Source organism: Roseateles amylovorans (genome assembly GCF_025398155.2).
In the GTDB taxonomy this organism is placed as follows: Bacteria; Pseudomonadota; Gammaproteobacteria; order Burkholderiales; family Burkholderiaceae_C; genus Roseateles; species Roseateles amylovorans.
Genome location: NZ_CP104562.2, coordinates 2,503,114 through 2,528,090, shown reverse-complemented (window position 1 = coordinate 2,528,090; position 24,977 = coordinate 2,503,114). Strand labels below are relative to the sequence as shown.

Sequence of the window (24,977 nt, the reverse complement as noted above, 5' to 3'; positions counted from 1 at the left end):
CGTTCAGGCCAGCGGCGGTGCGCGCGCCGGCAGACGCCAGACGCGCGCCAGCGGCGCACTGTGCGGTTGCGGCGTGGCCACCGGACCGTCCGGCAGCAGCGCGGTCCAGGCCATGGCCTGGACGATGGGACCCAGGGCCTGGCCCAGTTGGTCCAGCAATTGACAGTCGGTGCTGCCCGCGGCGTGGCCGAATCGAGCGCCGGCGGTGTCGACCGGACCAGGCACGTCGGCTGTGCTGGCGATGGTCCCGGCCGTGTCAGCGCCTCCTGGCGTCCACCGGCCGGACGACGAGATGACGGCGCCGTCGCCGTTGGCAACGGTTCCTGTATCCGCAGACCGCGCGAGCGCCTGCGTTGGGACCCGTCGGAGTCCGAGTTCCAGTCCGAGTCCGATTCCGATTCCGATTCCGATTCCCTGCCCCACGCTGGCGCGCAAGGACTGCGCCTGCATCGCCAGACGAAGCTGCGCCGGCAGGCTGCCGCCGTGCAGGGACCGGTGCACCAGGCCCAGCACCTGGAACGCCAGCAAGCTGACCACGCACAGCCAGATCCACCCGCGCTGCAGGCGCTGGGGTCGGTGGAGCGTGTGGAGGCTCAGCATGTCGATGCGGGGGAGGTCGACCCGGCTCAGCGCGCGGGCACGGAGGCAGGCACGGCCTGCGTCACGCGATAGAACATGCCGTAGGGATCGTCGCTGAGTACGGCCAGTTGGCCTTCCACCGTCACCGGCTCCAGCGTGTAGCGAACCGGTGACTTGCTTCGCACCTCCACCAGACCCTCAGGGCCTGCGGGCACGCAGAAGGAACAGGTGGTGGGCACCGACGACAGCAGGAAATGGCTCTGCTTGTCGCCCGGCTCCAGCGGCATCATGAAGCCCTGCACTTTCACCGTGCGCTTGTCCAGGGCCTGGACAGCGGCGGGAAAACTGGGGATGACCCGGCTCTTGTCCGCCTTGGTGGTGACCGACGACAGCAGCTTCCAGCTCAGCACGCCGTCGATCTCTTGGAGCGGTTTGAACGGGCTGCGGGGATCGTGATAACCGGGGCCTTGCCCGATGGCCGCCACAGCAGCGGCACCGCCCTGCCCCGCAGCCGAACCCGACGACTGCGCCTGCACGGCACCCAGGCCGGCAACCACCAGCATCGCGCCCACGGCGGCGCGCAGGCACAGGCGGATATCGGCACAGCAAGCGCTGGGGAAGGAGGCAGTCATCGTCTTGGAACTCCTGAAGCCCGACATTGTGCCTTCCAAATGTGGCGGTGATGTCGCGGCTCGGTGCCGCGACCGGTGGCGTGGGGTCGCCGCGACGACGTGTCGGCGACGGGATCGCCGACGGTCGCCCTTCCCCGGCGGGAGCCCGGCCCGGGACGATCGTCGACATCCGTGCGAAAGACGTTCGGGTCGAGCCGGTGCGACGCCGATCGGTCTATCGGTCTATCGGTCTATCGGTCTATCGGTCTATCGGTCTATCGGTCTATCGGTCTATCGGTCTATCGGTCTATCGGTCTATCGGTCTATCGGTCTATCGGTCTATCGGTCTATCGGTCTATCGGTCTATCGGTCTATCGGTCTATCGGTCTATCGGTCTATCGGTCTATCGGTCTATCGGTCTATCGGTCTATCGGTCTATCGCTGGATCGCTGGATCGCCATCGACCCTCTTGAGGCGCAAACGCGATCAGCGCGGCGTCTGCAGCAGGTCGGTCACATCCAGCCGATAGCCGCGCCAGGCGGGCCAGGCAGCGGCCAGCAGGGCCAAGCCGAAGGCCAGCACCGGCACCGTGAGCTCCCACGGAGACAGCCATCCCGCCGACAGCCGTACCGACTGCTGCGCGGACAAGACCATCCCCAGCGCGCCCACCAACGCATGCGCCAGCCCGAGCGCCAGCCCCGTCGCGAGCGCCGCCAGCATGCACGCTTCCAGGCCGATCAGCCCTGCCACACGCCCGGGGGTGGCGCCCAGCATGCGCAGCATGGCCAAATCGGATTGCCGCTCCCGCACGGCATGCAGCAGCGCCACCAGCACCGACATCGCCGCGGCCACCAGCAGCACCAGGCCGAAGCCGCGCAACACCTCGATGCCGACGCCCAGCATCGACAGCAACCGGGCCGTCTCCAACGCCGGCACCGAGGCCTGCAGGCCCGCCTGCGCATTGACCCATCGCGGCAACATCACCGCAGCCAGCGGGCCCTTGTACCGGACCAGCAGCATGCTGATCTCGCGGTCATCGGCAGCATGTTCCGCACGGTCCCCATGGCCCGACTGGTCCGACGGGTCCGCAACATCGACAGGTCCGGCATGTTCGACGTGCTCCGCGCGCTCGGCGTGGCCAGTACGGTCGTCGCGTCCATGATGGTCGGCAGGTTTCGCCCGATCGGCTTGGGGACCGTGGCGAGCTGACCAATCCCGCTCGTCGCCGTGGGCGGCGGTGGGCACGCCTGCGGCGGAGGTGCCATGCCCGTGCTGTGCATGGGCTTCCCAGACGGAGGTCAGATCGGTGAGCACCAGCCGGTCGGCCACGCCGCCCGTGGCCGCCATTACGCCGACGACGGTGTAGGCCTGCGCATGGGCATCGCCCTGCTCACCCAGTCCGTGGGTACCGTGGAAGGTTTCGCCCGGTTTCAGGCCGGTGCGGCGCGCCACCTCGGCCCCGATCACCGCCTGCATCGGCCCGGACCAGACCTGCCCCTCGGCCAGCGGCAGCGCATAAAGCGCGAAATAGTCCGGCGTGGTCCCGATGATCCGGAAACCGCGGAAGCTGTCACCCAGCGAGATCGGCACGGCCTGCGCCACCAGCGGCTGCGCCTTCACCTGGGCCAACGTGGCCAGGGGAATGTTGCCGGTCGACTGGTCCAGGTGAAAGACGCCCGCCAGCAGGATCTGCATCGGACTGCCCTTGGCCCCAATCACCAGGTCGATGCCGGCCAGATCACGCTTCAAGCCGCGCTCGAGCTGCTCGCTGACCAGCACGACGAAGCCGATGGCCGCCAGCCCCAGACTGAGCAGCAGCAGGTTGAGCGCCGTCAGCATCGGGCGCGCCCACAGGTAGCGCCAGGCCAGACGGGGCAGCGTCAAGGGCGCGGCCGTCATCGAGCGCTCCCCCGCAGGAAGGCCTGCACGCGAAATGGCTGCGCGTCGTGCGCCATCCATCGAGAGACCCAGCTCATGACGACACCGCCCCGACGGCCCCATTGACCCCGGCCGATCCGGTCCGATCGACGGTGGCCGACCCGCCCAGCCGCAGCCGATGCAGCGCCGACCATGAGCCCCAGGCCTGCTCGATGCGCGCATCGTGCGAGGCGATCACCAGGCACAGCCGATGGTCCTCCGCCGCCTGGCGCAGCAGCCCGAGCGTGGCGGCGCAGGCCTCGTCGTCCAGGTTGGCCGTGGGCTCGTCCGCCAGCACGAAGCGCGGCGAGCGCAGCAGCGCCCGAGCCAGCGCCACCCGCTGCGCCTGGCCCTGACTGAGCGCATGCGGACGCCGCGACTGCAGGCCCGCAATGCCCAAGGCCTCCAGCACGGCGGTAATGCGCGCCAGGTCCGGGCGAAGGCCCGCAGCCACATACGGCAGCGACAGGTTGTCGCGCACGGTGAGCGACGCGCTCAGGTGCAGACGCTGCGGCACGAAGCCCAGTTGCGCGCCGCGCCAAGCATCACGCGCCGCGGCGGACAGTTGGGCCGGGTCGATGCCGGCCATCGTCAACCGGCCGCTGGTGGGAGTCAGCAGACCGGCCATCAGCGCCAGCAGGCTGCTCTTGCCGCTGCCGGAGGCGCCTCGCAACAGCAGATGGCCCCCCTCGGGCAAGGTGAAGGACGGAAAACTCAACAGCGCCGAGCCCGGATCATCGGCCCGCCCATAGCGCAGGCGGAGCTCATCCAAAACCAGCAGACTCAAGCCGACGCCTCGTCTTTGATCAGCGCCTTGAAGCGCAGCATGAACTTGTCCACCTTCGGCGCGACCACGAAGGCGCAGTAACCCTGCTCCGGATGGTTCTCGAAATAGCGCTGGTGATAGGCCTCGGCCGGCCAGTAGTTCTGCTCCGGCTGCACCTCGGTCACCACCTTGCCGCCATGGGCGCGGTTGGCCTCGTCCATCACCTGGCGGATGTCGGCGAGTTGGTCGGTGCGCTGGTAATAGATGCCGGAGCGGTACTGCGTGCCCACGTCCGCCCCCTGGCGGTTCAGTGTGGTCGGGTCATGGATGGTGAAGAAGACCTGCAGCAGATCGCTCAGGCTGACCTGGCTCGGGTCGAAGCGCACCCGCACCACTTCCGCATGTCCGGTGTTGCCGGAACAGACCTGTTCATAGCTGGGATTCTGAGCCGCGCCGTTGGTGTAGCCGGACTCGACGCCCAGCACGCCCTTGACGCGCAGAAACACCGCCTCGGTGCACCAGAAGCAGCCGCCGCCCAAGGTGATCAGGTCCTCTTTGGCGGGACGGGCGACGCCTGGGCCGCCAGGGTTCAGGCCGTTGGCGGGGGATGATGAAGTGGTCGTGGCAGTCATGGCATCTTCCTTGTGCTCGTGAAGTCCGCAGAACGAAGCTTGGGGACGCCCTGCGTCACGTCGCCACCGGGCGGGTCGGGCCGGTGGGGCCGGTGGGGCCGGTCTGGCGTGTGGGGCGGAACGTCCCCAGATGGGGCCGACGTCGTTCCAGCATAGAGCAGCCGTCAAGCCTCACTGGGCGGTCAGCGACAAATCCACTTTCGGCTGCCAGCCTCGATCACCGTCCGTGCCCTGCCCGGCTTCGGATTCATGCAGCTTCGGCGAGGCCAGGAACAGACGCGCATTCGGCACGCCCCGGGCGATCAGCGCATCACGCACCACCACCGAACGCTGCAATGCCAGTTCGCGCATCTGCTCATCGCTGATGCGATAGCTGTCCATCAACAACTGGCGCATCTGCTCAGCCGGCAGGTCCTTGGCCAAGCCCAGCAGATTGCGCGGCTTGTCGGGCAGCTTGGCGTTGTCGTAGACCACCTTCAACAAGCGCTGGCGCTGGGCATCGTCCAGCGTGATCGGCACCTGGGCCGGCGAGGCGGTCACACCGCCCCCGGCGGGCGCGGACGAGGCCCCCGCTGCGCCCACCGCGACCCCGCCGGCCGACCCGTCCGCAGGTGTCGCCGCGTCGGAAGCCTGCGCTGCAGCATCCGCCACGGTCGGCGCGGACGCCGGAGCCCCCGCGGCCGACTTCGCGCGCGCGGGCGATGCGGATGCCGCGGCCGGTGCCGAAGCGGCGACCGGCACCGTGTTCTGCTGGCGCCGCAGCTCACGGCGACGCTCTGCCAGCATCGCCTCTTCCAACTGGACGGCCTGGGCGGCGCGGCGCTCTGCTGCCGCATCCACCCATCCGGTGATGCTCAACTGCAGCGTCGGCTTGTCCGCCAGGATCTTGGCCACGGCATCCAGGCGCTGGGCCGTGGCTTCCGGCAGGCTGGCGGTGCCGGGCGGGAAGGCCAACTGGCTCATCTCCGCGCTGCCTCCGCCGGACAGCAGCGAGAACGGCGCGGTGACCGCCTTGGTTAGGAGATTGACGATCAGTTTGACGATCAAGCCACCGACGCTGAAATCCGGGTCGTTGATCGAGCCGCTGATCGGCAGGTTCACATCGATCACCCCGTTGCTGTCCTTCAGCAGGGCCACGGCCAGCCGGACGGGCAGCTTGGTCGCCTCCGGGCTGTCGATGCGGTCGCCGAAGCTGAGCTGGTTCAGCACGATCTTGTTTTCCGCCACCAGACGGCCGCCCGGCTCGATCTGATAGTGGACCCGGCTGGACAGCTTGCCGCGCTCGATTGCATAACCGGCGTATTTGCCGGCATACGGCGAGAGCGGCGCCAGCTCGATGTCGGTCGCGCTGGCGGTGATGTCCAGCGCCAGCGGCGCGCCGCTGGGATTGAGCGCTCCGCTCACGTCCAGCAGCCCGGTGCCCGCCACACGACCGCGCAGTTGCAGCGGTGCCATCGCGGTCGACCCTGCCGAGAAACTGCCCAGGGTGCCGGTCAGTTCGCTCAATCGGGCGCTGTAATTGGGCTTGACGAACCGGTCATTGAAATCGACCTGCCCGCCGTTGAGTCGGGTCTCCGCGATGCTCAGCCGCACGACGGGCTCGGCGGCGGGCCCGCTGGCGGCCACGGCGGGTGCGGCGCCGGCCACCACGCGGGCGGCGTCCGTGGCGACCGGTGTCGATGGCTTCATGGCGGCCACGGCAGCCCCCGGTTCCGCGCCAACGGCGGACGAAGCGCCCGCCGCGGCGGACACCGCCTGGCCTTGATCGGTCTGGCGCAGATCGCGCAGATTGAGTCGCCCCTGCTCATTGATGATGAGTCGGGCGTAGAACTCGTCCAGGCCCGCTTGCTGGATGACGACCTCCGGCGCCCGGGCCGGCGCCATCCGCAGCTTGAAGCCGTTCAGGCGCAAAGCCTGCCAGCTCAGCAGGTCCTCGGCGGAGCGGCGGCGCCCTTCCTGCAGCCGCGCCTGGCGCAAGCGGAGTTCGGCCAGCAGCAGGTCCCCTGCGGCTTGCAGGGAGGGCCCGGTCGGTTGATCGGCATAGCTGAAATCGCCTTTCAGGCTGGCTTCGACCCGCTGCAGATGGATGCCGATCGAGGGATCCAGATAGGGATCCACCCAATGCAGCGGCAGGCGCTCGGTCTTCACCCGGCCGCTGACCCTCAGCGGCGACATCGCGATCTGTCCCTCCCACTGCAGACGCGGCGCCTCGCGCGCGCTGCGGCGGGTGGCGTCCGGTCGACGCATCGTCAGGCTCAGCTGGGCGTTGGTCGGCTTGCGGAGCTGCTGACCATCCCAATCCAGGGCGGACAAGCGCAGGCTCAGCTCCTGGACACCGACCGGACGCGCCGGTTCGTCATCCAGCACATGGGTCGAGAGGTCCATCAATTGGACATCGCCGCCCTCCAAGAACACCTCGGCGAGCTGCGCCGTCCATGGGGACGACGCGCCCGGATCGGCGCCCGGAGCGGCGCTGGCCGCCACGGCCGCCGAGGCCACCGCGGTCGGACGAGCCGCCGGGGTGGCCGCCGCGTCGGCGGACGACCCGCCCGCCGGCAGCCAGGCTTGCCAGTTCCAGGCCCCCGCCTGATCGCGCGCCAATTGGGCGCGCGGCGCCTTCACGAGCAGCCGGCCGGCGCTGATCCGATGGGCGTCGAACGCGATGTCCGCCTGGTCCAGGCTGAGCGTGTCGATCGACACCACGGCCTTCTGGCCATCGGCCGCCTCAAGCCGTGTGAACGCCAGATCGCGAAAAGCGAGCCGAACCTCCTCCCCTTGCGGCCCGGTACGGACGCTGCCCTGCGCAGAGACCTGTCCTCCGATTCGCAGCGGCGTCGCCGCCTTCAGGTAATCCGCGAACCAGCCCAGGGACAGGTCCCGCAGCGCCCAGTCCACGGCCACGCCGTCGGCGCCGAGCTGACCCTTGGCAGTCACGGTCGCCGACGCTGACGCTGACGCCGACGCCGACTTTGCACCGCCTGACGCGGTCTTGCCCTGCTTGGCAGGTACGGCATCGCCCTGCGGTGCCAAGGTCGCCGACAGCTCGATCGGTGCCGCTTTCGCCAGCGGCCAGCTCAAGCCGCTGCCCTTCAGCGTGAGCGCATTCAGGCCCAAGGTGGCAGCGGGCTTCACCGCACGGTCGTCCCAGCCGATGCGCCCGTCACGGACGTCCAGGCGTGCAATCCCCAAGCGCCAGGCCGAGGGTGTCGGGGCGGTGGCAGGCGCCGGCGCCAGGGCCGCCGAGGCCGCCGCCATGGCCCTCGCGGCCTCGTTGGACGGCGCAGACGTGGCCACGGCCGACAGCTTCAATGACGGCACTGCCGACGCCGCCGCCTGCCGTGGGACCGGCGAACCGCCCTGCCGGGAGGACGTGGCGGCCGCGGTGCTGTCCACGAGAGGCACTGCAAATCGCCCTTGGGCATCGCGGCCCAGCAACAGCTCGGGACGCTCCAGGGTCAGGCCGGAGAGCAGCACCTGGCGCCGCAGCGGCTGGACATCGGCCAGATCGACGGTCAGGTCGCCCCAGCGCAGCCAGTCCTCCCAACCGTCGGTGCCTGCGGCGCCGCCTTGGGTCGCGGAAGGGGTCTCGGCAGGACGACGCTGGAGCGCCAATTGGTGCACCGACGCCCGTCCGCTGAGCTTCAACACCGGCGGCTGCGCCCTCGGTTGATGGAAGTCCAGTGTCAGTTGCGCCGTCAGGGTCCCACGGGCCAGGCGCAAGGGCAAGGCATGCGGCCAGTAGGCGCGATAGGCGGCGAGGTCCAGCGTATCCAGCTTGAAGGTCAGGCTGGCGCTTCGGGTCTGCGCGAACGGCTGCGCCTGGGCTTCGCTTTCAAAGACAACACCGTTGAGCCGACCGGACAGCCGAGGCTGCACATGCACGTCGACATCCGCGTCCAGCGTCGAGACAAACGGCACGCCCAGCATCAAATCGCTGAGCCGGTGCGTCATGCCGGCGCTGCGGTCATCCACCTGCACTTCACCACCCACCAACTGGATGTTGTAGAGCGCCAGGTCGGGTTCCTGCGCCGGCACTGCCGGATCCGCCGCCGGGCCGCGGGTCAGGCGGGCAATGACGTCGTCCAGGTCGGTGTGCCCTTGCGCCAACACGGCCACCCGAAGTCGGGGGGTGTCGATGGTGAGCGAGGACAGGATCGGCGCCAGATGCAGCACCGACCGTGGCGACAGCGCGGCCTCGATGCGCTTGACCTCGAGCAAGGCGGGCGACTCCGGCGTCGGGCCACCGATCCGCAGCCCCTCCAGGGCCAGCGCCAGGCGCCATGGCGTGAAGTGGGCTGCTTCCAGTGTGACGGTCCGCCCCAGCCGCTCGCTGGCGATCCGCACGCCTTGACGCTCGATCCACAGGGGCAGCGCAAACCACGCGATCAACAGCGTCGCGACGATCAGCAGCACAAGGCCCAGCATCCCGCGCGCCACGCGCCGCGGCCAGATCGGCAGAGAGGAAAACAGCACGTGAGCAGTCACCGAAGTCATCAACCATCGGGATTATGCTGGCGGCCCTCAACGCCTGACACCGATGAACGAACTGACACACGGCCTCGCGGCGTTTCTGTTACCGCCGACCGGCGCCTTCCCGCTGCTGCTGCTCGGTTGGTGGCTGCGACCTCGCCACGCCTGGGCCGCGCGCGCCATGTTCGTGCTGGGGTTGGTCAGTGTCTGGGTGGGCAGCACCGATTTCGGCGCGCAGTGGCTGCAGGATCGGCTGCTCGGGCGACAGTCCGCCTTCGACCTGCGCCGCCTGGCCGAGGTGCCTGCACCCCAGACGGCCATCGTGGTGCTGGGGGCCGGCGGCCGGGTGCTGGTGCCGGAGTATCACGGCTCGCAATTGAAGACGCTGTCGGTCGAGCGGCTGCGCTACGGTATCTGGCTGGCGCGGCAGTGCGACTGTCCGTTGCTGATGTCCGGCGGTCCCGGGCGCTTCCCCAAGCCGGGTCAACCCAGCGAGGCCGCCCTGGCGGACCGGCTCGCCCGCGAGCAGTTCGGGTTCACGCCCCGCTGGCTGGAAGACCGTTCCGCCGACACCCGCGACAACGCCCGATTCAGTGCGGAGATGTTGAAGGGCCAGGGCATCCGGCGGGTCGTGCTGGTCACCCATGACGTGCATATGCGCCGCGCCATCCGGGCCTTCCGGGCGGAACTGCCCCAGGACATCGAGCTGGTGCCGGCGCCCATCGGACTCAATCCGCCCGGCTACGAATGGCGCGATGTGCTGCCGTCACAGGAAGGAATCGCCCGCGCCCGCTACCTCGGCTATGAATGGCTGGGGTGGATGGCCGGCCATTGAGCGCGGAGCAGCCTCACAGCGGCTCGGCGGCACAGCGGCTCAGCGGCTCAGCGGCTCAGCGGCACATCGGCGCGGCGTCTCGGCGGCTCGGCGCCATGACCATGAGAAACCCCTTCCGCGCCGGGCGACCCGGTCGGGGAAGGGGTGGGGCGGACTAGCCGCCTGTGGGGCTCTGTGGCGATGTGCCGCAGGGCTCCTGGCGCGCAGCGACTGCGCCAGAGGTTGTGCCATGAAGGCTTCACAAACTTAGACGCCGCAACGCCGGCTTTCAAGACCGGCCCGAGCGAACTAGCCCCCGAACAAACGCTTATATAAATCCTGCGCGCGCGCTTTCTGATCGGCTGGCATGTCGATGGTGCGCCCCCATTCGCGGGTGGTCTCGCCCGGCCACTTGTTGGTGGCATCCAGGCCCATCTTGCCGCCCAGGCCGCTGACGGGCGAGGCGAAGTCGAGGTAATCGATCGGCGTGCTCTCCACCAGCGTGGTGTCGCGGGCGGGGTCCATCCGGGTGGTGATGGCCCAGATCACGTCCTGCCAGCTGCGGATGTTCACGTCCTCGTCCACCACGACGATGAACTTCGTATACATGAACTGGCGCAGATAGCTCCACAGACCGAACATCAGGCGCTTGGCATGGCCCGGATAGGCCTTGCGGATGGAGATCACCGCCATCCGGTAGCTGCAGCCTTCGGGCGGCAGGTAGAAGTCGAGGATCTCCGGGAACTGCTTCTGCAGGATGGGAACGAACACCTCGTTCAGCGCCACGCCCAGCACCGCGGGCTCGTCCGGCGGCTTGCCGGTGTAGGTGGAGTGATAGATCGGGTTGTCGCGCTGGGTGATGCGGCTGACCTCGAAGACAGGGAACCAGTCCTGCTCGTTGTAATAGCCAGTGTGGTCGCCGAACGGACCTTCCAGCGCATGCAGGTAGCCGCCCTTCTCCTTGAGCGGGATGCCGTCATCGCTGTGCCCGGTATAGCCCGGGGCGGCCGGCGGGATATGGCCCTCCAGCACGATTTCGGCATTGGCCGGCACCTGCAGCATGCGGCCCGCCTCGCCCACACCGGTGTCGGCCAGCTCGGTCCGGGAACCTCGCAGCAGGCCGGCGAACTGGTACTCCGAGAGCGTGTCCGGCACCGGCGTCACCGCACCCAGGATGGTGGCCGGATCGGTGCCCAAGGCCACCGCGATCGGGAACGGCTGCCCCGGATTGGCCAGGGCGAAGTCCCTGAAATCGAGCGCCCCGCCCCGGTGGGCCAGCCATCGCATGATCAATTGGCGTCGACCGATCAATTGCTGGCGGTAGATGCCCAGGTTCTGCCTCAGCCGAGGCTGGGCCACCTTCTGCGGGCCACGGGTGATGACCAGCCCCCAGGTGAGCAGCGGGCCGATATCGCCAGGCCAGCAGGTCTGAATGGGGAAGCGCTTGAGGTCGACCTCGGCGCCCTCGATCACCTGCTCCTGGCACACCGGCCGGCGCACGATCGACGGTTTCATGTCCCACAGCGCCTTGGCCATCTGCGCCAGCCGGCCCACATCCTTCAGGCCGCGGGGCGGCTCGGGCTCCTTCAGGCTGGCCAGCAGCTGGCCGACCTCCCTCAATTGGGCGGTGGAGTCCGCCCCCATACCCAGCGCCACCCGTTTGGGTGTCCCAAAAAGATTGGCCAATACCGGCGTCCGATAGCCGGTCGGCTGCTCGAACAGCAGCGCCGGCCCTTCTGCACGCAGCACCATGTCGCTCAGGGCCGTCATCTCCAGCACGGGGGACACCGGCTCGGTCACACGGCGCAGCTCGCCCATGCCCTCCAGAGCGCTGACAAAGTCACGCAAATCCCGATACTTCATAACCAAAAGAAATTAAGAATGAGGCCCATCAGGTTGACGGGTTATTTTTGATCCATAGAATCGCGCCCTGCCCTGGATCCCAGGGTTATCCCGGTCCTTGCTTTGGGACAGCAAGGCCGGCTCGCTGCCAATGGACGCCGAATCGCCCGCCCCTGTCAGTCATTGAAGGACGCGAAACGAAACGGCCCATTATCGCCATCCCCCGCCGCCGGGACCGCTGAGGTTCAGGAGGGCGGGATGTCGGAGAAAGGAGTCGCATGACAGCGCGTTCTCAAGTTCTATCCCTCTCCCGCCAGGCCCGATCGGCCCTGGTGCTTTTCATCAAAGACATCGGCCAGGGGTTGCTGGTCGTCAGCCATAACACCCTCGCCCTGCTCGGCTTCGCCGTGGTGGCGGTCGGCATCATCTTCGCCAGTCAGGCGGACATGCGCCAGCAAGTGGAAAACCAGGTGCTGGGCTGGCTCAACGCCCGCCACGAAGCCCGGGTGGAAGCATCCGGCGATGTGCTGGCGCTGATGGCCGAACCCGAAGCGATCACCCGCGCCACGGCGGTCGATCCCAAGGAGCTGACCCGCCAGCAGGCGGCGGTGGCCCAGTACCTGGCGCGTCGCTACCGCGTGGCGCCGGAACCGGTCAGCCGGCTGGTCAAGGAAGCCTGGGATGTCGGTCAGCGTGCCCGCGTGGATCCCACACTCATCCTGGCGATCATGGCGATCGAATCCGGCTTCAATCCGTTTGCGCAGAGTTCCGTCGGCGCTCAGGGCCTGATGCAGGTGCTGACCCGGGTGCATGACGACAAGTACGAAGCCTTCGGCGGCAATCTGGCTGCGTTCGATCCGATCACCAATCTGCGGGTCGGCGTGCAGGTGCTGAAGGAATGCATCCAGCGTGCCGGGGGTGTGGATGAAGGCCTGCGCCGGTATGTGGGCGCCGCGAATCTGCCGGATGACACCGGCTATCCGGCCCGGGTGCTGGCGGAGCAGGAACTGCTCAAGATGGTCATTCAGGGACGCAACGTGAGCCCGTCAGCCCCGCGCCCCGTCCGCGAACCCGCTTCTTCACCACAGCCCACCGGCGAACAAGTGGCGATGATGCATTGACCCCCCCTACCGGCTGACGCCGGCCCCCCAGGGGGCGAGCAGGGAGCCCGGCAGAGCCGGATCTCCTTGCTCCGCTTGATAGGCGGCGAGCTTCGCCGCCTTTTTCTTTTTTCGCGGGGGCTTGCTGGTGTGGCCCCACGAGGCGAGCAGGAGCTCGGGGGCGCCGGGTCTCCTTGCTTCGTTCAATGGGCGGCGAGCTTCGCCGCCTTTTCTTTTGGGCGGGGCGCTTCTGCTGGTCGGACCCCTCGGGGCGAGCACGAGCCCATCGGAGCCGGGTCTCCTTGCTCCGCTTGATGGGCGGCGAGCTTTGCCGCCTTTTTCTTTTTCCGCCTCGGTGTCCCTTTGGCGGAAGATGTCCCTCGGATCCATTCACCGTGATGGTGCGGATGCGACTGTGAGCGGGCGGCTGCGGCTACACTGCGAGCTTCGCGCAACTGGCGATCAGGACTCCCCGCCGCTCAAGCTTCTTTGAGCGTCGTGGCGAGGCCGAGGTGGGTCACCACCGGGGAGCGCGAGCGGCTGGAGATGTCTCCCGCCGTCCGTGCCGTTCGCCTGGGCCGCTACTCACCGTCCCTCCCCGCCTGTCCGCGTGCCGTGCCGCTGCCGCATCCACAGGGCCAGGCATGGACGGTCGGGCGGCGCCAACCCTTGAGCCGACCTCATCATGTTCGATCGCACACAACAAACCCTCGCCAACGTCGACGCCGAAGTCTTCGCCGCCATCCAGCAGGAAACCCGGCGCCAGGAAGACCACATCGAGCTGATCGCCTCCGAGAACTACACCTCCCCGGCAGTGATGGAAGCCCAAGGCAGCCAGCTGACCAACAAGTACGCCGAAGGCTATCCCGGCAAGCGCTACTACGGCGGCTGCGAATACGTCGACATCGTCGAACAACTCGCCATCGACCGCCTCAAGCAACTGTTCGGCGCCGAGTTCGCCAACGTGCAACCCAATTCCGGCTCGCAAGCCAACCAGGGCGTGTTCTTCGCCCTGCTCCAGCCCGGCGACACCATCATGGGCATGAGCCTGGCCGAAGGCGGCCACCTCACCCACGGCATGCCCCTCAACATGAGCGGCAAGTGGTTCAACGTGATCTCCTACGGTCTGGACGACAAGGAAGAGATCGACTACGACGCGATGGAAGCCCTCGCCCGTGAGAAGAAGCCCAAGCTGATCATCGCCGGCGCCTCCGCCTACGCCCTGCGCATCGACTTCGAGCGCTTCGGCAAGATCGCCAAGGAAATCGGCGCCTACTTCATGGTGGACATGGCCCACTACGCCGGCCTGATCGCCGCCGGCGTCTATCCGAACCCGATGCCCCATGCCGACGTGGTCACCTCGACCACCCACAAGAGCCTGCGCGGCCCGCGCGGCGGCATCATCCTGATGAACGACGAGGCGATCGCCAAGAAGATCAACTCGGCCATCTTCCCCGGCATCCAGGGCGGCCCGCTGATGCATGTCATCGCCGGCAAGGCCGTGGCTTTCAAGGAAGCCCTCACGCCCGAGTTCAAGACCTACCAGCAGCAAGTGGTCGCCAATGCCAAGGTGCTGGCGGACACCCTGATCGAACGCGGCCTGCGCATCGTCTCCGGTCGCACCGAAAGCCATGTGATGCTGGTCGACCTGCGCCCCAAGAACCTCACCGGCAAGGAAGCCGAGGCCATCCTGGGCGCCGCGCACATGACCTGCAACAAGAACGGCATCCCCAACGACCCGCAAAAGCCGATGGTCACCAGCGGCATCCGCCTGGGCACCCCCGCCATGACCACCCGCGGCTTCAAGGAAGAGCAGGTGCGCGCCACCGCCCATCTGATCGCCGACGTGCTGGACAACCCGCACGACGAGGCCAATCTGGCCACGGTGCGCGCGAAGGTCGCCGCACTGACCCGCCAGTTCCCGGTCTACCGCTGAAAGGCCGAGGCGCATGCGCTGCCCCTTCTGCGGTCATGGCGACACCCAGGTGTCGGAAACCCGCGAGTCGGATGAAGGCGACGTGGTGCGCCGGCGGCGCCGCTGCGCGTCCTGCGAAAAGCGCTTCACCACCTATGAGCGGGCCGAAATCGCGCTGCCCATGGTGGTGAAGAAGGACGGCACCCGCGCCGACTTCGACATGGGCAAGCTGCGCGCGTCCATGTCGTTGGCGCTGCGCAAGCGACCCGTCTCCATCGAGCAGATCGACGCCGCGCTGGAGCGCATCCAGGAAAAGCTGCTGACCAGCGGCGTGCGCGAAATCCCGTCGACTAAGCTGGGCGAGCATGTCATGCGCGAGCTCAAGCGCATCGACAAGGTGGCCTATGTGCGCTTCGCATCGGTCTATCGCAGCTTCGAGGATGTGGACGAGTTCCGCCAGCTGATCCGGGACATCTGAGGACCGGAGCGAGCAGGCGCCCCAACCAGGCGCCGCCGTCAAGACCGAGGCAATCTGCGCCCCGTACGAGCCCTCGGGCCCCTCAGCGCCCTCAGCACTCTCCCAGACCTCACACGAAGGCCTCCCCCACGGGAGGCCTTTTTCATTGACGCACACGAATCCCCCCCGGAAGAACGCCCTCTCCGGCGGGCCTCGGCTACCCACCTCATGGCGACGCGGCGGGCGCCTCGTTTTCCTAGAGTTCCAGTCATCGCGGCATCTGGCCGCACTCTCTGGAAAGCGTCCATGTGGCGACATCGCTCTCCCTCCTCTAACGTCCCGTCCACCTCGGATCTGGATTCGGATTCGAATGCGGCTTCGGCTACGGCGGTACGCTCGGACGCCATCCGGCCGACTCGCGGCTTCAGCCTGATCGAGTCCCTGGCCTGCGTCGCCATCCTGGCGGTGCTGGTGACCATCGCCGCCCCACCGCTGCGGCAATGGGTGCATCAGCAGCGCCTGGGGCATGTCGCGCAGACCGTGTTGAGCGACCTGCAGCAAGCGCGCAGTGAAGCACAACAAGGGGCACGCAACGTCAACATCCGCTTTGGCGAGACCGCCGCCGGCAGTTGCTACGTCCTCCACTTGGGACAGGTGATGGGCTGCCAGTGCCAGGCGAGCGGCCCGGTGCAATGCCAGCCGGGCGCCCAGGCGATCAAGCAGGTCCAATGGCCGCGCGCGCCCGGTCAGCCCGTGGTGCGGGCCAACGTCACCTCACTGCTGTTCAGCGGCCGCTACGGCACCGCCTCCATGGCGGCGACCATTCAAGTGAGGCAGGAAGGCCTCGGCGAGGTGCGGCACATCGTGGCCATCACCGGTCGCGCCCGCAGTTGCGCCACCGAGAGCGCCTCGCCCCGCTTGCCGAGATGCGCATGAGTCCGCCGCCCCGCATCCATGCGCCTGCTGCGCGCGCCCACCGCCGGCAACCGTCAAGGCTGACCGCTCACCGCGGCCTCACCCTGATCGAGTTGCTGGTTGCCTTGCTGCTCGTCGGCGTCCTGCTGTCGATCGCGCTGCCCAGCTATCGACAGCATGTGCTGAAGGCCTTCCGCGCCGAGGCGATCCAGGCCCTCAGCCAGCTCCAGGTCACCCAGGAGCGCTTTCGCAGCCGCCATCCGCGCTACGCGTCGACCCTGGAGGAGCTGTCCGCGCCATCGCTGACGCCCCAGGCGCGGTACCGGCTTCAGCTGGTGGAGGCTTCTGCGTCGGGATTCATCCTGGAAGCCCTCGCCCTCGGCGACCAGGTGAAAGACCGCCATTGCCAACGGCTGCGACTTCGACTGGAACAGGGCGAGTCCCGCCGCCAAGCCTTCGATGCCGAGGGCAACGATCGCTCGGACCATTGCTGGCCCGTCTGAGCCACCCGGGATGAGCCACCCGGGATGAGCAACGCCTCAAACCAGACAGGAATCCCCATGAACGACTGCAGCCACGCTGACGCTCTCGCCAAACATCCATCGCGCCGCAGAACCGCACGGAGCGAGCCACGCCGGCGCACGGTCGCCCGAACCCAGATGAGCGGCTTCAGCCTGGTCGAGTTGATGGTCGGCCTCACCGTGGGCTTGATCGTGCTGGCCGGCGCCACCGCCTGGTCCGGCATTCAACTCGGTGAACACCACAAGATGGTGATCGAGTTGCAGATGCAGCAGGAACTGCGCGCCGTGGCCGACATGATCCAACGTGATCTGCGGCGGGCGGGCGGACATGGCCGACCGCAGGATCTGGTGTGGTCACCCGAGCGCCCCACACCCCCCGCCAACCTGCAGACCGCCATCGACCTCACTGATCCCGACCAGCGGCTCAGCTACAGCTTTTCCCGCGACGACGCGTCCGGCGCTGAGCCGGGCCCCTCCCCGGGCCCCGGCGGCGGCGCATCGGGCGGCACGTCGAACGGTACGTCGTCGCACCCGGTTGCGCCACTGCCGCCCATCGCGCCCTTGCCACCCAAGGGCAACGAGCTCTCGGGGCTGCGATGGATCGACGGACGCCTGGACCAACTCACCGGATCCCGCTTCCAGCCGCTGACCGATCCCGCCTTGATGCGCGTGGACCGTTTCCGCGCCGATCTGATCATCAGCCCCTTCACCGCCGATCCGACAACCTCGGCGCCGGCCGTGGGCGTCGGCAGCCGTCCACCCTCAGCACCAGGCAGCTCATCGCCCTGCCGCGGATCGCTGGAGGTCCGGAGCGTCCGACTTCGACTGGTGGCCCAAGCGAGCCACGACGCCACGGTGCGACACCAGATCGACCTGCTGACCCGCCTGCGCAACGACCACCTCACGGAAAGCTGCCCATGACGCCACGCCCACCTCCCGAACGCGGCATGGCCACCTTGTTGCTGTGCGTGCTCCTGCTGTTCGTCCTCTCCCTGGCAGCGGTCTGGGCAGGGCGACATCTCACCGTCGCACAGCGCGTGGCCGGCAATGACCTCCGGGCCGCCTTGGCGGCGGAAGCTGCTGAAGCGGGTCTTGCATGGGCCACCGCGATGCTCAACACCGGCCGCATCGACGGGCAATGTCGGCCTGCGTTTCAGGCGCCGATGCCGTCCGGTCCATCCTCAGCAGCCGGCGGCGCCGAGTCGTTGCCGGACCTCCGGGATTTCCGCGCCCGGGCGCTGCGCATCGATGGAGACCACTTCCATCGCGCACGCCCGGCCGGTTCGCCACCAGCCGCCGCCTGCGTCAACACCGGCCCGCAGCGCTGGGAATGCCGGTGCGACAGCGCCGAACCGCTGCCGGGCGATACGGACCCGAGCATTACCGCGACCGCGCCCTCCTTCCGGCCCATGTTCAGCATCCGCTTCGCCGACGCCGGCCCGCCCGGACAGCTTCGGCTCGTGGCTCGCGGCTGCAGCGACCGCGGCATCGCCTGTGAGGACCCGGGATCGGACGATCACGGTCTGCTTGGCCCGATGGGTTGGGCCGAGCACTCGCAGCATCTGGCGCTGCTGAGCGCGTTGCGGCGCCCGCCCCAGTCCTCGGTGGAATCCGGCGCCGGCGCCTTCCAGCGGGTGTTTGGCTATCCCGCAGGACGCTATCGCCAGCAGCCCGCCGTCAGCCGCCTGCGCTGCGCCGGCGATTGCTCCGCCGATCTGCAGTTGGCCCTGTCGCGCGGCCGCCGCCTCTTGTGGGTGGAGGGCGACCTGTCGCTGCATGAGCCGCTGCCGGCCTCCTCCATCGACGCCCCGCTGGTGCTCCTGGTGGACGGCCAGCTCGACATCTGGGCGGCCATGCATCTCACCGGCCTGCTCTACGCGAGGAACGGCATCGCCTGGCATCCCCCAGCCGGCACCCTGTCCACCCTGCACGGCGCGATGGTGACCGACGCGGACTGGGCAGTCGCCGACTCGGTCAACCTGCAGCACGATCCGGAAGTGCTCCAGCGCATCAGCCGACAGATGGGCAGCTACCTTCCCGTGCCCGGCGGATGGACGCCCGTGCAATGACAGCGACCCGATCCATCCGGCCCAGTGCGCGGCCCGCATGCCGGCCCGCCTGCCGGTGCTCATGCCGGTCCTCATGTCAGTCCTCATGTCCGCCCGCAAGCCGCCCCCCATCCAGGCCTTCAATCCGGCACGCCAACCGGTCCACCGCGCGCCCCCTGAACCGGCCCCAACCATCGCGTAAGCCAACCGGCGAGATCGCCAAGGGATGCAAGGCTGGCTTGGATCGCCCCAGCTGTCGCATCACGCAATCTGGGATCGCCCTGCTGGAAGCGTTGATCGCCATCGCGCTGATGGCGATCGGTGTCGCCGGTTTGGCCGCATGGCAATTCCACCTGCGCTTGGCCACCGATGAGGTCCGCCACCAATACGAATCCTTGCAGCTCGCCCGGCAGGAGCTCGAACGACTGCGCTCGCCGCGGGCGGATGTCAGCAGCCTGCCGCTGCGATGGGAGGGGCCGTCCGCCATCATCGAGCTGCATGCCAAGAGCCAGCCGCTCATGAGCATCCTTCCCTCGACGGCCGCTGGCGGTGGCGGTGGCGGTGGCGGCGGCAGCCATGGTCCGGCCCCGGTCGACTCCGCGCTTGCAGATCCCCTGCCCGTGCGCGCCGTCCGGATCGACGCGCAGTGGCGCGACCGTGCCGGCCAAGCCCAGAACCTGTCACTCGAGACCTTGATCCTTGACCACGACCCCGGCCTGACCCTGTGGCTGCTGCGGGCAGACGGCTAGACTGCGCGCCATGCATGCGTCCCCCCCCTTCACCAGCCTGCCACGCCCTGACGATGAGCCCTGGCTGCAACAGGCCTTGGCCCTCGCGGAACAGGCGATCGGCCTGACCGATCCGAATCCGCGCGTCGGCTGCGTGATCGTCAGCACCGATGGCCGACTGCTCGGCCAGGGCCATACCCAAGCCGCGGGTCAGGCCCACGCCGAAGTCATGGCCTTGCGCGATGCCCAAGAACAAGGCGCAGATGTTCGCGGTGCCACGGCTTACGTCACGCTGGAACCCTGTGCCCATCACGGCCGCACCCCGCCCTGCTGTGATGCCCTGATCGCGGCAGGCATCGCCCGGGTGGTCAGCGCACTGGGCGACCCCAATCCGCTGGTCGCCGGCCAGGGCCTCGCGCGGCTGCATGCCGCCGGTGTCCGCGCCGAGCTGCTGCCGGTGGCGCATCCCTTGGCCGTGGCGGCAAGTGAGCTCAACCTGGGTTTCCTGTCCAGGATGCAACGGGGCCGGCCGTTCGTGCGCATGAAGGTCGCCGCCTCGCTGGACGGTCGCACCGCGCTCGCCAACGGCGTCAGCAAATGGATCACCGGCCCGGCGGCTCGCCGTGACGGCCATGCGTGGCGCCGGCGCGCCGGTGCGGTGTTGACCGGCATCGGCACCGCCCGCGAGGACGATCCCCGGATGGATGTCCGCGAGGTCCAGACCGCCAGGCAGCCGCAGCGGGTACTGATCGACTCCCGTCTGGAGCTCTCACCCCAGGCCCGGCTCCTGCAGCCGCCGGGCCAGTTGCTGATCTATCACGCCCTGCCCGATCCCGGCCCGAGGGGCGCCATCCTGGCCGCGCACGGCGCCGAACTGGTGGCCACGCCCGGCGCCGATGACAAGCCCGGCAAGGTCGACCTGGCGGTGGCCATTCGCGACCTGGGACAGCGCGGCATCAACGAACTGCACATCGAAGCCGGCTACAAGCTCAACGGCTCGCTGCTGCGCGCCGGCCTGGTCGATGAATTGCTGCTTTACGTGGCCCCGCTGCTGATGGGCGACGGACGCGGCATGGTGGATCTCGGTGCGCTGACCGCCCTGGAAGCCGCCCCCCGCTTCACGCTGCTGGACAGCACGGTGCTGGAGGGCGATCTGCGGCTGCGCCTGCGGCCCGCCGGCAGCAGCCCGCCTCTCTAGTCGCGAGGTCCACACAGCCTCAGCGCTCATCACCCCACCGAATTCAGCCGGGCCTGTCTGCCATCGAACCCATCAAGCGCAGAGTCCCGGCCCAGTGACTCCGCCCTAATCCCCGCAGCCCTTGCCCGGCCCCTACCCGCCTACAATCCCGCCCATGCCTATTTCTCCGATTCCTGAGCTGGTCGCCGAACTGGCGGCCGGCCGCATGGTCATCCTGGTCGACGAAGAAGACCGCGAGAACGAGGGTGACCTCGTCCTGGCCGCGGACCACGTCACCCCTGAAGCCATCAACTTCATGGCCAAGTACGGCCGTGGCCTGATCTGCCTGACGCTCACCCGCGACCGCTGCGAGCAACTGCAGCTGCCGCCGATGGCCACGCGCAACGGCACCAAGCACGGCACCGCCTTCACCGTCTCGATCGAAGCGGCCACCGGCGTGACCACTGGCATTTCCGCCGCCGACCGTGCCCGCACCGTCCAGGCCGCCGTCGCCAAGGGCGCCGTGCCGACCGACCTGGTCCAGCCGGGCCATATCTTCCCGCTGCAAGCCCAGGACGGCGGCGTGCTGATGCGCGCCGGCCATACCGAAGCCGGCTGCGACCTGTCGCGCATGGCCGGCCTGTCGCCCGCCGGCGTGATCTGCGAGATCATGAACGACGACGGCACCATGGCCCGTCTGCCCGATCTGGAAGTCTTCGCCGAGCAGCACGGCCTGAAGATCGGCACGATTGCCGACCTGATCGAGTACCGCAGCCGCAACGAATCGATCGTCCAGCGCATCGCCCAGCGTCCGCTGGAGACCCGCCAGGGCGCCTTCGACTGCCATGTCTTCCGCGACCGCACCGGCAATGTGCACATGGCGCTGGTGCTGGGTCAATGGACACCGGACAGCGAAGTGCTGGTCCGCGTGCATGAGCCGTTCTCCGCGCTGGACCTGCTCGAAGCCGGCCGCTGCGGTCACTCATGGCCCCTGCCTGAGGCCCTAGCGGCCCTCCAGCGTGAGGGTCGAGGCGTGGCGGTGCTGCTGAACTGCGGCGAGGAATCCGATGCCCTGCTCGACCGGCTCAAGGGCCATGACGAGGCCGACAAGCGTCCGACCATGGACCTGCGCACCTACGGCGTTGGTGCCCAGATCCTGCGCGAACTCGGCGTGCAGAAGATGAAGCTGCTCGGCAGCCCCCGCCGCATGCCCAGCATGACCGGCTTCGGGCTCGAGGTGACCGGCTTCGAAGCCGCCCAGAACTGCTGAACCGGCGAGGACCGCATGCAAGGATCTGACAAAGGCCAGACGGCCCCCCTGAACGGTCGCGGACTGCGTATCGGCATCGTCCAGGCCCGTTTCAACGACACCCTCACCGGCGCGCTGGCCAAGGCTTGCCTGGCCGAGCTGGCACGCCTTGGCGTGTCGAGCGACGACATCCGCCATGTGACGGTGCCAGGCGCCCTGGAAGTGCCGGTGGCGCTGCAGGCGATGGCCAAGAGCCAACGCTTCGACGCACTGGTGGCGCTCGGCTGCATCATTCGCGGCGAAACCTACCATTTCGAATTGGTGGCCAATGAGAGCGGCGCCGGTGTGACCCGGCTGTCCCTCGACCACGGTGTGCCCATTGCCAATGCCATCCTGACCGTGGAAAACGACGCCCAAGCCTGGGCCCGCGCCGACGAAAAAGGCCGCGACGCCGGAACGGTCGCCGTGGAAATGGCGCTGCTGCTGAAAGAACTCAAGTGACGACCAAGGACACCCCCCACGACAACGGCGGCCCAGCCGCCGGCAAGCCGGCCACCTCTGCGGGTGCCAAACCGGGTGACAAACGCGCGCCGGTCAAGTCGGCGCGCCGCCGCGCCCGCGAGCATGCCCTGCAAGGCATCTATCAATGGCTGCTGACCGGTGACGAGCTCGCTGTGATCGATGCCCACACCCGTGAGCAGGAAGGCTTCGAAAAGAGTGACCGCAACCTCTACGACAAGGTGTTCTACGGCGCCGTCGAGGATGCCGCCGATCTGGACGCGGTGCTGGCCCGCCATGCGGACCGGAAGACCACCGAGCTGTCGCCCATCGAGCATGCGATCCTGATGATCGGCGCGTTCGAGCTCAAGCACAGCATCGACGTGCCCTACAAGGTCGCGATCAACGAGGCCGTGGAACTGGCCAAGTCCTTCGGCGGGACTGACGGCCACAAGTACGTCAATGGCGTGCTGGACCGCGCCGCGGCGGACCTGCGTCCGGTCGAGGTCAAAGCCGCTCGCGGCTGAAGATTTGATCGGACAGGGCCAGCCTTGCTTGACCGGATCAGCAGGATTGACCGGATGAGCCGGATTGGCCGGATTGACCCGCTCGACCGGCTGGACCCGTTTCACCGGCTTGACCCGCTCGGCACGGATCGGCATCGTTGGCGGGGTTGAACCGGCCTGACCTGGCCGGAAGCGGGCCGGAAGCGAGCCGGTTCAGCAATCCGGTTCAGCAATCCGGTTGATGCAGCCGATCCATCCAGCCGATTCCGAGCCGACACCGGACCCCCGCGCGGACCACCGCCACATTCGTCACGACCCCAGCCAGTCCCACATGTTGGCCAAGAAGGAGACCTCGATGAAGCTCGCCGCCCGCCTGCAGGAAATCGAACCCTTCTATGTCATGGAATGCGCCAAGCGGGCCGATGAGATCGCCCGTTCGGCGGTGTGTGACCCGGCCCGTGGCGGCCGGCACATGATCTACCTGAACATCGGCGAGCCCGATTTCGGCGCCAGCGCGGCGGTGCGGGAGGCCGCGGCGCGTTTCACCGCCGCCGGGCGCGTGCCCTACACCCAGGCCACCGGCCTGATTGCGTTGCGCCAGCGTCTGTCCGACTGGTATCGCAACACGCAGAACCTGCCGATCGATCCGTCCCGCATCGTCATCACCGCCGGGGCCTCGGCTGCGTTGCAGTTGGCTTGCCTGGCCCTGTTCGAAGCCGGTGATGAGGTCCTGATGCCGGACCCGAGCTATCCCTGCAATCGCCACTTCGTCGCGGCGGTGGACGCCACACCGCGCCTGTTGCCCTCCAGCGCCGAGCAGCGCTTCCAGCTGTCGCTGGATCAGTTGCAGGCGCACTGGACCGCCCACAGCCGCGCGGTGCTGCTGGCCTCGCCCAGCAACCCCACCGGCACCTCGATCGCACCGGACGAACTCGCCCGCATCCATGCCTTCGTGCGGGAACGCGGCGGCGTGACCCTCGTCGACGAGATCTACCAGGCCATCAGCTACGACGACCGCTATCGGCGCAGCGCACTGGCGCTGGGCGACGACGTCATCTCCATCAACAGCTTTTCCAAATACTTCGGCATGACCGGCTGGCGGCTGGGCTGGCTGGTGCTGCCGCCGTCGATGATGTCGGCGGTCGAGAAGCTGGCGCAGAACCTCTACATCTGTCCCTCGACCATTGCTCAGCAAGCGGCCCTGGCCTGCTTCGAGCCCGAGTCGCTGGCCGAATACGAACGTCGTCGCCATGAGCTGCGCCAACGTCGCGACATGGTGGTCCCGGCGCTGCAAGCGATGGGCCTGCCGGTGCCGGTCGTGCCCGACGGCGCCTTCTATGTCTGGGCCGATGCGTCGGCGTCAGGCACCGGACTGTCGAGCTGGGACCTCTGCATGGACCTGATGCAGCAGGCGCAGGTGGCGCTGACCCCGGGGCGTGACTTCGGTCCGGCCTTCGGCGAACGCTTCCTGAGACTGTCCTTCTCCAGCAGCACCGAGGATCTGCGAGACGCGCTGGCGCGCATCCGGGTGCGGCTGGACCAGCTGCGCCATTGACCCGCAAGGCCCGCATGCCCAGCACCGCCCTCGCCCCGTTGTCCTCGCTCACTGGCACGCTGCCCGCGTTCCAGCATGAGCTGCGCGTCTATTGGGAGGACACCGATGCCGGTGGCGTCGTGTTCTATGCCAACTACCTGAAGTTCATGGAACGTGCCCGCACCGAATGGCTGCGCGGCCTGGGCTTCGAGCAGGAAGCCATGCGGCGTGACGAAGGCCTGATCTTCGTCGTCAGCGACACCGCCTTGCGCTACCTGGCACCCGCGCGCCTGGATGACTGGCTGCGCGTCACCGTCCATCCCACCGACATCGGTCGGGCCAGCCTGACCATCGACCAGCAGGTCTGGCGGGGTGAGCTGCTGTTGACCGAAGGGCGCATCCGCATCGGCTGCGTGGATGCGGGCAGCCTCAAGCCCACCCGGATCCCGGCACGTATCCTGCAGGCCTTGCAGGCCTGACCACCTGGCCCAGCGCCGGCACACAAATGCACCGCGGAAACATCGCAGAAGCACAACCGACGCCCATGGGGGCGGCACTTGACCCATACTCGCCCCCGCGCGCGGCAAAGCCCACGGCCAAGGCTGCAGCACCGACAGCCGGGAGCATCCGTTGCCCTGCGCTTGGCGCTGTCCTGAAATCCCTGTGAATCCCGCCCGATCCTGTCTGATCCTGTAGAT

General features: G+C 68.2%; 22 protein-coding genes and 1 riboswitch. Of the genes, 15 read left to right on the top strand and 7 right to left on the bottom strand.

Annotated features, from left to right (window positions below; translation table 11 throughout):
* Positions 1-3 precede the first annotated feature (3 nt).
* The 6 genes from N4261_RS10740 to N4261_RS10715 form a co-directional block, all read right to left on the bottom strand.
* The gene (locus tag N4261_RS10740) at positions 4-600 is read right to left on the bottom strand and encodes a hypothetical protein (protein WP_261760137.1); all 597 of its coding nucleotides are present in this window, start codon (positions 598-600) and stop codon (positions 4-6) included.
* A 26-nt stretch (positions 601-626) separates the two neighbouring features.
* Complete coding sequence (locus tag N4261_RS10735; RefSeq protein WP_261760135.1) at positions 627-1,211, bottom strand: DUF3299 domain-containing protein; 585 nt, start codon at positions 1,209-1,211, stop codon at positions 627-629.
* A 465-nt stretch (positions 1,212-1,676) separates the two neighbouring features.
* A complete protein-coding gene (locus N4261_RS10730) occupies positions 1,677-3,089 on the bottom strand; it encodes an ABC transporter permease (protein WP_261760134.1) in 1,413 nt (470 codons plus the stop codon).
* A gap of 73 nt (positions 3,090-3,162) precedes the next feature.
* The gene (locus tag N4261_RS10725) at positions 3,163-3,894 is read right to left on the bottom strand and encodes an ABC transporter ATP-binding protein (RefSeq protein ID WP_261760133.1); all 732 of its coding nucleotides are present in this window, start codon (positions 3,892-3,894) and stop codon (positions 3,163-3,165) included.
* Positions 3,891-4,505 (bottom strand): peptide-methionine (S)-S-oxide reductase MsrA, encoded by a 615-nt coding sequence (gene msrA / locus N4261_RS10720; RefSeq protein ID WP_261760132.1) that lies wholly within the window; start codon positions 4,503-4,505, stop codon positions 3,891-3,893. The genes N4261_RS10725 and msrA overlap by 4 nt, the downstream gene beginning before the upstream one ends.
* A 171-nt stretch (positions 4,506-4,676) precedes the next feature.
* Positions 4,677-8,978 (bottom strand): DUF748 domain-containing protein, encoded by a 4,302-nt coding sequence (locus N4261_RS10715; protein WP_261760131.1) that lies wholly within the window; start codon positions 8,976-8,978, stop codon positions 4,677-4,679.
* A gap of 64 nt (positions 8,979-9,042) precedes the next feature.
* Between N4261_RS10715 and N4261_RS10710 the strand changes: the two genes are divergently transcribed.
* On the top strand, positions 9,043-9,810 hold the full coding sequence (locus N4261_RS10710) for a YdcF family protein (RefSeq protein WP_261760130.1): 768 nt from the start codon (positions 9,043-9,045) through the stop codon (positions 9,808-9,810).
* Positions 9,811-10,098: 288 nt separating this feature from the next.
* Here the strand turns inward: N4261_RS10710 and N4261_RS10705 are convergent, their stop codons facing one another.
* A complete protein-coding gene (locus tag N4261_RS10705; RefSeq protein WP_261760129.1) occupies positions 10,099-11,652 on the bottom strand; it encodes a UbiD family decarboxylase in 1,554 nt (517 codons plus the stop codon).
* 257 nt (positions 11,653-11,909) lie between these two features.
* Between N4261_RS10705 and N4261_RS10700 the strand changes: the two genes are divergently transcribed.
* The 14 genes from N4261_RS10700 (at position 11,910) to ybgC (ending at position 24,758) form a co-directional block, all read left to right on the top strand.
* Positions 11,910-12,752, top strand: coding sequence for a lytic transglycosylase domain-containing protein (locus tag N4261_RS10700; RefSeq protein WP_261760128.1), 843 nt, complete (start codon positions 11,910-11,912; stop codon positions 12,750-12,752).
* A gap of 420 nt (positions 12,753-13,172) precedes the next feature.
* Positions 13,173-13,317: riboswitch (ZMP/ZTP riboswitch) on the top strand.
* Between the two features lie 99 nt (positions 13,318-13,416).
* On the top strand, positions 13,417-14,667 hold the full coding sequence (glyA, locus tag N4261_RS10695) for a serine hydroxymethyltransferase (RefSeq protein ID WP_261760127.1): 1,251 nt from the start codon (positions 13,417-13,419) through the stop codon (positions 14,665-14,667).
* 13 nt (positions 14,668-14,680) lie between these two features.
* Positions 14,681-15,124 (top strand): transcriptional regulator NrdR, encoded by a 444-nt coding sequence (gene nrdR, locus N4261_RS10690; protein WP_261760126.1) that lies wholly within the window; start codon positions 14,681-14,683, stop codon positions 15,122-15,124.
* Positions 15,125-15,409: 285 nt separating this feature from the next.
* On the top strand, positions 15,410-16,039 hold the full coding sequence (locus tag N4261_RS10685) for a GspH/FimT family pseudopilin (RefSeq protein ID WP_261760125.1): 630 nt from the start codon (positions 15,410-15,412) through the stop codon (positions 16,037-16,039).
* Positions 16,036-16,521 (top strand): type IV pilin protein, encoded by a 486-nt coding sequence (locus tag N4261_RS10680; protein WP_261760124.1) that lies wholly within the window; start codon positions 16,036-16,038, stop codon positions 16,519-16,521. Before N4261_RS10685 ends, N4261_RS10680 begins: the two co-directional genes overlap by 4 nt.
* Before the next feature lie 156 nt (positions 16,522-16,677).
* Positions 16,678-17,460 (top strand): PilW family protein, encoded by a 783-nt coding sequence (locus N4261_RS10675; RefSeq protein ID WP_261760123.1) that lies wholly within the window; start codon positions 16,678-16,680, stop codon positions 17,458-17,460.
* A complete protein-coding gene (locus N4261_RS10670; RefSeq protein WP_261760122.1) occupies positions 17,457-18,608 on the top strand; it encodes a hypothetical protein in 1,152 nt (383 codons plus the stop codon). Before N4261_RS10675 ends, N4261_RS10670 begins: the two co-directional genes overlap by 4 nt.
* A 218-nt stretch (positions 18,609-18,826) precedes the next feature.
* Complete coding sequence (locus N4261_RS10665; RefSeq protein ID WP_261760121.1) at positions 18,827-19,336, top strand: type IV pilus modification PilV family protein; 510 nt, start codon at positions 18,827-18,829, stop codon at positions 19,334-19,336.
* Between the two features lie 10 nt (positions 19,337-19,346).
* Positions 19,347-20,513, top strand: a complete 1,167-nt coding sequence (gene ribD, locus N4261_RS10660) for a bifunctional diaminohydroxyphosphoribosylaminopyrimidine deaminase/5-amino-6-(5-phosphoribosylamino)uracil reductase RibD (RefSeq protein WP_261760120.1) — start codon at positions 19,347-19,349, stop codon at positions 20,511-20,513.
* Positions 20,514-20,667: 154 nt separating this feature from the next.
* Positions 20,668-21,762 carry a bifunctional 3,4-dihydroxy-2-butanone-4-phosphate synthase/GTP cyclohydrolase II gene (ribBA, locus tag N4261_RS10655; RefSeq protein WP_261760119.1) on the top strand — a complete coding sequence of 365 codons (1,095 nt, stop codon included), beginning with the start codon at positions 20,668-20,670 and terminating at the stop codon, positions 21,760-21,762.
* A gap of 15 nt (positions 21,763-21,777) precedes the next feature.
* Positions 21,778-22,242, top strand: a complete 465-nt coding sequence (ribH, locus tag N4261_RS10650) for a 6,7-dimethyl-8-ribityllumazine synthase (protein ID WP_261760118.1) — start codon at positions 21,778-21,780, stop codon at positions 22,240-22,242.
* Positions 22,239-22,766, top strand: coding sequence for a transcription antitermination factor NusB (gene nusB, locus N4261_RS10645; RefSeq protein WP_261760117.1), 528 nt, complete (start codon positions 22,239-22,241; stop codon positions 22,764-22,766). Before ribH ends, nusB begins: the two co-directional genes overlap by 4 nt.
* A 334-nt stretch (positions 22,767-23,100) precedes the next feature.
* The gene (locus tag N4261_RS10640) at positions 23,101-24,300 is read left to right on the top strand and encodes a pyridoxal phosphate-dependent aminotransferase (protein ID WP_261760116.1); all 1,200 of its coding nucleotides are present in this window, start codon (positions 23,101-23,103) and stop codon (positions 24,298-24,300) included.
* Between the two features lie 59 nt (positions 24,301-24,359).
* Positions 24,360-24,758 carry a tol-pal system-associated acyl-CoA thioesterase gene (gene ybgC, locus N4261_RS10635; protein WP_435532060.1) on the top strand — a complete coding sequence of 133 codons (399 nt, stop codon included), beginning with the start codon at positions 24,360-24,362 and terminating at the stop codon, positions 24,756-24,758.
* Positions 24,759-24,977: the final 219 nt, after the last annotated feature.